An 8,201-nucleotide genomic window follows, 5' to 3' on the forward strand; every position below is an offset into this window, starting at 1 on the left:
GGGCCGCGACGATGGCGGGCGGGCGTCAGTCCAGCAGGTCGCGCGGGTCCGTCCCTTGCGGCAGTTCCAGTTCGATCACCCACAGGTCGGGGTCGCGGGCGCTGCGGCGCGCCAGGGTCGCGTCGATGTCGCGGGCGGGGCCGGTCGCCTCGCACAGCCAGGACCGGCTGTCGGTCAGCGGGTCATAGTCCTGCACCCACAGTTCCACCGTCCCGCCGGGGCGCAGGACCGTCACCGCCAGCGCGCCGGCATCGTCGTCGCCGTGCCGGACGACATAGGCGCCGCGGCCGGCCAGATCCATGCGCCGCAGCAGGGCCGCGACCCGCAGCCCGGCCTTCAGCCGCGGTTCCATCGCCGCCCCGCCGGTTCAGTCGCCATCGCGGAAATCCAGCCCCATTTCCGTATAGCGTTCCTTTTCGTCCAGCCAGTTCTCGCGCAGCTTGACCTGCAGGAACAGATGGACCGGGCGGCCCATGAACTCCATCAGCTCGGCGCGGGCCTGCTGGCCCACGGCCTTGATCGTCTCGCCGCCCTTTCCCAGCACGATGCCCTTGTGGCCGGCGCGGGTGACATAGACGATCTGGTCGATGCGGGCGGACCCGTCGGGCTTTTCCTCCCACGCTTCGGTTTCGACGGTCAGCTGATAGGGGATTTCCTCGTGCAGCCGCAGGGTCAGCTTTTCGCGGGTGATTTCCGCCGCGATCATCCGCATGGGCAGGTCGGCGATCTGGTCCTCGGGGTAAAGCCACGGCCCCTCGGGCAGGGTGCGGGCCAGCCAGTCCAGCAGATCGGCGGTGCCGTGGCCGCGCTCGGCCGAGATCATGAAGGTGCGCACGAACGCAAACGCCTCGTTCAGCTGTTGCGACAGGGCCAGCAACTGTTCGGCCTTGACGCGGTCGATCTTGTTGATCGCCAGCGCGACGGGTGTGGTCCCGGCCTTGTCGCGCAGCGCATCCAGGATCGCCTGCACGCCGTCGGTCAGGCCGCGGTGCGCCTCGACCAGCAGCACGACGATGTCGGCGTCGGCGGCCCCGCCCCAGGCGGCGGCGACCATGCTGCGGTCCAGCCTGCGGCGGGGGCGGAAGATGCCGGGCGTGTCCACGAATACGACCTGCGCGCGGTCGTGCATGGCGATGCCGCGGATGCGGGCGCGGGTGGTCTGGACCTTGTGCGTCACGATCGAGACCTTGGCCCCGACCATCCGGTTCAGCAGCGTGGACTTGCCCGCGTTGGGCTCGCCGATCAGGGCGACGAAGCCGGCGCGGGTGGGGCCTTGGGGACCATCGTCCGGTCCGGTCGTGGGGTCGTCATCGGTCATGCGGGGGTCCTGCGGCGGCAAGGGGCGGGGCCGGCGGCCCCATGATGAAAGGCCGGGGCGGTCGGGGCAAGGCTCATCGGGGGTCGCCGATGCGGTCCAGCATCGCCTGCGCCGCGGCCTGCTCGATGCTGCGCTTGGTGCCCTGGCCCTCGGCGTGGGCCGTGCGGCCATCGTCCAGCCGGACCACGATGCGGAACCGCGGCGCGTGGTCGGGGCCGTCGCGCTCGGCGATCTCGTAGCGGGGCGGCGCCATGCCGTGGGCCTGCGCCCATTCCTGCAACGCCGTCTTGGGGTTGAAGGCCGCGCTTTCGGCCCCTGCGATGCGCTCGCCCCACAGCCGCAGGATCACCGCGCGCGCGGCGTCAAAGCCTGCGTCCAGATAGACGGCGGCGATCACCGCCTCCATCGCGTCGCCCAACAGCGCGTCCTTGCGCCGTCCGCCGGTCATCATCTCGGACCGGCCGAGCTTGAGCACCTCGCCCAGGCCGACCTGCCGGGCGATCTCGGCGCAGGTCTCGCCGCGCACCAGGGCGTTCAGGCGCGGGGCCAGTTGCCCCTCGGTCGCGCGGCGGTCGGCGTGAAACAGCGCCTCGGCCATGGTCAGCCCCAGCACGCGGTCGCCCAGGAACTCCAGCCGCTGGTTGTCGGGGCGGGTCGCGGTGGACAGGCTGCCATGGGTCAGCGCCCGGATCAGCAGGTCGGGGTCGGCGAAGCTGTGGCCCAGCCGGGTCTGAAAGGCGGCCAGGTCCGCGGCCAGCCGGACCGGATGCGCGGCCCCCCCCGTCATGCCGCCCCCCTCAATGCACCGCCTTGAAGAAACGGTCGGCCCGCCAGGTCCAGACATACAGCAGCGACCGGCCCGCGGACGAGAACATGATCCGGTCCGCGCGGCCGATCAGGTATTCGGCGGGGACAAAGCCCAGCCCCCCCGCGATGGCCGGCACGCGGCTGTCCTCGGAATTGTCGCGGTTGTCGCCCATGAAGAAATAGGTGCCCGCCGGGACGGTAAAGACCGGCGTGTCGTCCAGCGGCCAGCCGTCCACGATGTTGAGGACGTCGTGGCTGGCGCCGTTCGGCAGCGTCTCGGTGAAGCGGGGCTTTTCGCAGGCCCCGCCCTCGGCCACCGGTTCGTTGTGACAGCGCGGCGGGATCGCCGACGGGCCCTGCGGCAGCTTGGGCTCGACGAAGACGCCGTTCGGGACCTGCGGGACGGGCTGGCCGTTCAGGATCAGCTGGCCGCCCTGCATCTGGATCGTGTCGCCGGGCAGGCCGATCACGCGCTTGATGAAATCGACGCCGCGGGTGGGGTGGCGGAACACCACCACGTCGCCGCGCTCGGGCTCCGAGGCCAGGACGCGGCCCGGAATCGGGCAGATCGAGAACGGGCAGGAATGGCGCGAATAGCCGTAGGCCATCTTGTTGACGAACAGGAAGTCGCCGATCAGCAGCGTGTCCTTCATCGAGCCGGAGGGAATCCAGAACGGCTGGAAGAACAGCGTGCGGAACACGCCGGCGATGACCAGCGCCCAGAAGACGGTCTTGACCGTCTCCCAGATCCCGCCGTCCTTTTTCGCGGTGATGTCCGCCATGATCTGCCTTTCGCCGCAAGGGTCGGCGGTTCTTGGGCCTGCGGGGGGTGCAAAGTCAAGGATCGGCTGCGTTCGCGGGCGGTCCTGCACCCCGCGGCGGCGCGCGGCCGATGCCGTCACGCGGCCGCGGCGGGGGTCATTCGGGCAGCGCCTCGATCAGCACGAAGGCCTGCGCCCAGGGGTGGTCGTCGGTCAGCGTCACGTGGACGACGGCGCGGTGGCCCGGGGGCGTCATCGCCGCCAGCCTGCGCGCGGCCCATCCCGTCAGGGTCATCGTCGGCTGCCCGCTGTCAAGGTTCGCCACCGCCATGTCGCGCCACGCGATCCCCATCGCAAGGCCGGTCCCCAGCGCCTTGCTGCACGCCTCCTTGGCGGCCCAGCGCTTGGCCAGGGTCGCGGCCTCGTGCGGGCGGCGCGCGGCGCGGGCCAGTTCGGCGTCGGTGAAGACGCGGGCGCGAAAGCGGTCCCCGTGCCGCGCAAGCACCCCGGCCACGCGGTCGATGTTGGCGAGGTCGGTCCCGATGCCCAGGATCATGGGGCGACCGGTGGCGGGTCGGAATCGTCGCTGAAGGCTCCGTCCATCAGTCCCGCCAGATAGCTGACGCTGTGGGAATACGTGGCAGAGATCGAGACATCGGGCAACCCGTCGTACAGGCCCCGCGCCCTTTCCCAGGCTGCGGCGGGGCTGGCCTTGATGCCGGCCCACAGATCGGCCCGCGTGGGCACCTCAAGCCCGCAGATCTCGTCGTCGGTCACCGGGTCGTCGGGGTTGAAGGCGGCATCGAGTGCCCGCATCTCGCCCATCATCGCGCAGGCGTCGCCCAGTTCCCATGCGGTGGCGGCGACGATGACGCCTGTGCCGATCACGGGCAGCGCCTCGCCCGCCATGCTGGCGAGGTTGCGCGAGGTCGCAAAGGCCGTGCGGCGCGAGACGCGGGTAGCGGTGTCCTTGACGGCATCGCGCGCCGCCACCCGGCCTCCACGATAGCTGACCGGGTTGTCGGCAAGCTCGCGCGCCAGCCGCGCCCGGGCGGCGCGGCTGTCGGCAAGCTCTGCGGCAAGCCTGCGTTCGGTGGCTCGGGCACTGCCGAGGTCCCGGGCCAGATCATCGGCGCGGGCCGAGGCGGTGCGGCGCCCGGCCGATTCCGCCGCCGCCCGGCGTTCCAGTCGGGCCAGATCGTCCGTGTGCCGCGTGGACAGCGACCGCAGCCCGGTCGCCGATTCCACCACACCCGCGACGGCGACGAAGATTGCGGGCACCATCGTCATGGCGACGCTGAGCGCGAGCGACCCCGCCATCAGCAGGATCATCAGAAACGACCACAGCCCACCCAGCGTTCGCAGGATCAGCCCGGCGGTCCGACGCAGGCCGCCCAGTACGCTCAACGACACCGCCCCAAGGTGCGGCTGCCGTCGGGGGTCAACCCGTTGCTCCGTTCCACGCGGCGTCCATGCAGGCGCGCATCCGGGCGATGGCGGGGCCGAGGCCGGTGAAGATCGCCTCGCCGATCAGGAAATGGCCGATGTTCAGCTCGACCACCTGCGGCAGGGCGGCGATGGGGGCGACGTTGTCATAGGTCAGGCCGTGGCCTGCGTGCACCTCGAGCCCCAGGTCGGCGGCAAGGCGCGCGCCGGCGGCCAGCCCGGCCAGCTCGGCGTCGCGCTCGGGGGCGCGGCCCTCGGTGTCCAGGTCGCAGAACGCGCCGGTGTGCAGCTCGACCACCGCCGCGCCGATGGCGGCCGCGGCCTCGATCTGGCGGGGGGCGTGGCTGATGAACAGCGACACGCGGCAGCCGGCCTCGCGCAGGGGGGCGATGAAGTCGGCCAGCCGCGCGCGGTCGCCCGCCACGTCAAGCCCGCCCTCGGTGGTGCGCTCCTCGCGTTTTTCGGGGACGATGCAGACGGCGTGGGGACGATGGCGCAAGGCAATGGCCTGCATCTCGGGGGTGGCCGCCATCTCGAGGTTCAGGGGCAGGCGCAGACCGGCCATCAGCCGCTCGATGTCGGCGTCGCCGATGTGGCGGCGATCCTCGCGCAGATGGGCGGTGATGCCGTCGGCGCCGGCCTGCTCGGCCAGCAGCGCCGCCCGCATCGGGTCGGGCCAGGGGCTGCCGCGCGCGTTGCGGACGGTGGCCACATGGTCGATGTTGACGCCCAGTCGCAGCATCTGCACCCCCTCGCTTGCGTGCGTTTTGCGCGCAGACTAGCCGGCTGCTGCGGCAGAGGACAGCCCCGCGATCGTGACCGTCGCCCGCACCCACCAGCCCGGCCGCGCCAGCGCCCCCGCGGCGGAATCGGCGGACGCAGCGTCGGGGAAGATGCCAAAGCAGGTCGCCCCCGACCCCGACAGGCGGGCCAGCTGCGCCCCCGCGCCGGTCAGCGCGGCCAGGCAGTCGGCCACGGCGGGCGCCAGCGCCAGGGCCGGGGCCTGCAGGTCGTTGCGTGTGCCCGCCAGCCAGCCGGTCAGGGCGGCCGCGTCGGCAAAGCCGGGCAGCGCGGCGGGCAGGGGCGGGTTCTGGCGCGCCGCCAGCGCGGCGAACACGGCGGGCGTCGGCAGGGCCACGCCGGGGTTGACCAGCACCAGATGCAGGCTGGGCAGCGCCACGGGGTCCAGGATCTCGCCCACGCCCCGCATCCGCAGCGGCTGGCTGAGAAGGCAGGCGGGCAGGTCGGCCCCCAGCGCCAGCGGATCGCCCGGCATTTGCCCCAGCGCGCGCAGGACGGCGGCCGCATCCGCCGTGCCGCCGCCGATCCCCGAGGCGGGCGGCAGCTGCTTGTCCAGGGTGATGCGGGCCTGCGCCCCGACCGCGCGGGCGGCGCGCAGGCACAGGTTGTCCTCGCCAGCCGGGATCGCGGCCGCAAAAGGGCCGGTCACGGCCAGCGACAGCGGCCCGGGCGCCACCGTCACCCGGTCGCCCAGCGCGGTGAACGCCACGAGCGAGTCGAGCAGGTGATAGCCGTCCGCCCGCCGACCCGTGACATGCAGGGCCAGGTTGATCTTGGCGGGCGCGGCTTCGCTGCGGGGGATCACGGGCTGAACGGCAGAGGGGACGGCGGGCGACACTGGGAACAGGGCGACGGGCGCGCGGTCAGGGCTGCGGCCGGGGCGCACCGGCAGGACCCGCCGCGCCGTCGCTGCCGGGCGCCGCGTCGGGCGCAGGCAGGCCGTCGCCGCCCGCCGCCGCGTCGCCGGGGGCTGCGGCGCCGGCGGTCTCTTGCGGCTGGCCAAAGCCCTTGGGCAGCGTTCCGCCGTTCTCCCGCTCGGCGGCCAGCACGGCGTCAAGCCCGGCATTCAGCTTGGCGTGGATGCGGTCCAGGTCGGTGTCGGTGTCGGCGGGCTTGTACAGGCTCAGCGCGCGGCGCCACTGGATTTCGGCCTCGCGCTTGCGGCCGACCATCCAGTAGATGTCGCCCATGTGGTCGTTGACCAGGCTGTCGTCGGACATGGCCGACACGGCCTTTTCCATCGGCGCCACGGCCTCGTCATAGCGGCCCAGCCGGTAATAGGCCCAGGCCAGGGAATCCAGGATATAGCCGTCGTCCGGGCGCAGCTCGACCGCCTTGCGGATCAGTTCCAGCCCCTCGTCCAGCCGCACGTTGCGATCGACCCAGCTGTAGCCGAGATAGTTCAGGATCGGCGCCTGGTCCGGCTGCAGCTTCAGCGCGGCCTGGAAATCGGCGTCGGCGCGCTCGAACTGGCCCGACCGTTCCAGCGCCATGCCGCGCGCATACAGCGCAAACCAGCTGGCCTGGGGATCGTCCTCGCGCTGCAGGATCTCCAGCGCGCGGTCATAGACGGGCACGGCCTCGGCGAACCGGTCGCTCTGGCGCAGCAGGTCGCCCAGCGCGACCCAGGCGCCCGCGATGTCGGGGCGGGCCTCGGTCAGGGCGCGGGCGGCGGCCTCGGCGTCGGCAAGACGATCGGCGCGGGCCAGCGCGTCGATGCGCGCCAGTTCGGCCACGGGACGCATCTGCCCGGCCTTGCGCAGGGCTGCGAATTCGATCTCGGCCAGGTCGAGCTGCCCGGTCGTCTGCAGGATCTGCGCGGTGATCAGCCGCGCCTCGGTCAGGTCGGGCGACAGGTACTGTGCCAGCCGCGCATAGACCAGCGCCAGCGGCTCGGGCTCGTCCCCGCCCATCAGCGCACCGGCGAACGTCAGCAGCACCTGCGCGATGCCGTCGGCGGGCGAGCGCACGGCGGTGAAGGGCAGCCGCTCGCCGGCCTTCAGGCGGGCGCGCAGATCGACCAGCATCGGCTCGGTCGTGACCGCGTCAAGCCCGTCCAGCATCGCCACGGCGTCGGCGTTGCGTTCCAGCTGCGACAGGATCTGCGCCCGCGCCTGCAGGCCCAGCAGATGCGACGACGCCTCGGGGTCGCGCAGCGCGGCCTCGGCCCCTTCGTAGTCGCCGACGCTGGCCTTGGCCAGGGCCAGCTGGAACCGTGCGACCGGCGCGGCGCCCGCGACGTCGGTCAGCTCCTCGAAGGCGGCGAACCCCTCGGACGCCTTGCCCGCGCCCATCAGCGCCCAGCCGCGCATCATCCCGTCGACCAGCTCGCCCCCGCCCACGTTCGCGGACGGGCTGCTGTCCAGCAGTGCCAGCAGCCCGGGCCAGTCGCCCTGCCGGGCCAGGTCCACGCGGCGGACCAGCAGGGCCAGTTCTGTCGCGCGCCCGTCGGCCTGCATGGCCTGCGCCAGCGCCACGGCGGCGGGGAACTCTCCGGCCGCGACCAGCGACAGGACGGCGCTGTCCTGCAGGAACGGGTCCGAGGGATCGCGGTCCACCGCGGCCCGGAAATAGCGCGCGGCGGCCACGAAGTCGCTGTCGCCTGCCGCCTGCCGCGCGGCCAGATACGGGCCGGCCAGGCCGGGGATCGGCCGGACCTGGGTCCCGGTCCCGGTGAGGGCGACGGGCGCCGCGTCCGAGCGGACCCCATTGTCCTGGGGCTGGCCTTGCGCCACGCCCTGGGGCGCAGAGGCCGCGCCCTGTACGGGGAACGGGACCGGCCGGGGCAGCGGCGCCTGTTGCGCGGCAGCGGTGCCGGTCAGCAGGAACGCCGCCAGAAGGACGGTCAGCGGGGTCTGGAACGGCGTCGTGGGCACGGTGGCTCGCGGTCCTGTGATCGCTTCGGGTGGGCCGACACTAGACCGCCCGTCGTGACGGGGCAACGCCGGTGGTTTCGTTGCTATTCGGTGGCGATCACATGTTCGGGTAGTTTGGTCCGTCTCCGCCCTGCGGGGTGGTCCAGACGATGTTCTGGCTGGGGTCCTTGATGTCGCAGGTCTTGCAGTGGA

General features: G+C 72.7%; 10 protein-coding genes. All 10 read right to left on the bottom strand.

The features are described 5' to 3' along the window. Positions 1-25: 25 nt before the first annotated feature. Entirely contained in the window at positions 26-352 is a 327-nt protein-coding gene (locus DPQ23_RS10810) for a DUF1491 family protein (RefSeq protein WP_112874708.1), read from the bottom strand. Between the two features lie 15 nt (positions 353-367). Beyond that, positions 368-1,318, bottom strand: coding sequence for a GTPase Era (era, locus tag DPQ23_RS10815; RefSeq protein ID WP_112874709.1), 951 nt, complete (start codon positions 1,316-1,318; stop codon positions 368-370). Positions 1,319-1,391: 73 nt separating this feature from the next. Beyond that, positions 1,392-2,105, bottom strand: coding sequence for a ribonuclease III (gene rnc, locus DPQ23_RS10820; protein WP_112874710.1), 714 nt, complete (start codon positions 2,103-2,105; stop codon positions 1,392-1,394). Between the two features lie 10 nt (positions 2,106-2,115). Further along, positions 2,116-2,907, bottom strand: coding sequence for a signal peptidase I (gene lepB / locus DPQ23_RS10825; RefSeq protein ID WP_112874711.1), 792 nt, complete (start codon positions 2,905-2,907; stop codon positions 2,116-2,118). 136 nt (positions 2,908-3,043) lie between these two features. After that, positions 3,044-3,442 carry a holo-ACP synthase gene (gene acpS / locus DPQ23_RS10830; protein ID WP_112874712.1) on the bottom strand — a complete coding sequence of 133 codons (399 nt, stop codon included), beginning with the start codon at positions 3,440-3,442 and terminating at the stop codon, positions 3,044-3,046. After that, on the bottom strand, positions 3,439-4,293 hold the full coding sequence (locus DPQ23_RS10835; RefSeq protein ID WP_112874713.1) for a hypothetical protein: 855 nt from the start codon (positions 4,291-4,293) through the stop codon (positions 3,439-3,441). The genes acpS and DPQ23_RS10835 overlap by 4 nt, the downstream gene beginning before the upstream one ends. A 34-nt stretch (positions 4,294-4,327) precedes the next feature. Next, positions 4,328-5,074 (bottom strand): pyridoxine 5'-phosphate synthase, encoded by a 747-nt coding sequence (locus DPQ23_RS10840; protein ID WP_112874718.1) that lies wholly within the window; start codon positions 5,072-5,074, stop codon positions 4,328-4,330. A 36-nt stretch (positions 5,075-5,110) separates the two neighbouring features. Then, a complete protein-coding gene (locus tag DPQ23_RS10845; protein WP_162630720.1) occupies positions 5,111-5,935 on the bottom strand; it encodes a 4-(cytidine 5'-diphospho)-2-C-methyl-D-erythritol kinase in 825 nt (274 codons plus the stop codon). 61 nt (positions 5,936-5,996) lie between these two features. Beyond that, positions 5,997-8,009, bottom strand: a complete 2,013-nt coding sequence (locus DPQ23_RS10850) for a tetratricopeptide repeat protein (RefSeq protein WP_240602636.1) — start codon at positions 8,007-8,009, stop codon at positions 5,997-5,999. Positions 8,010-8,106: 97 nt separating this feature from the next. Then, on the bottom strand, positions 8,107-8,201 hold a 95-nt coding region (locus tag DPQ23_RS10855), incomplete at its 5' end, for a 4Fe-4S dicluster domain-containing protein (protein WP_162630719.1).

This window comes from Paracoccus endophyticus, from assembly GCF_003286075.1.
Lineage (GTDB): Bacteria > Pseudomonadota > Alphaproteobacteria > Rhodobacterales > Rhodobacteraceae > Paracoccus > Paracoccus endophyticus.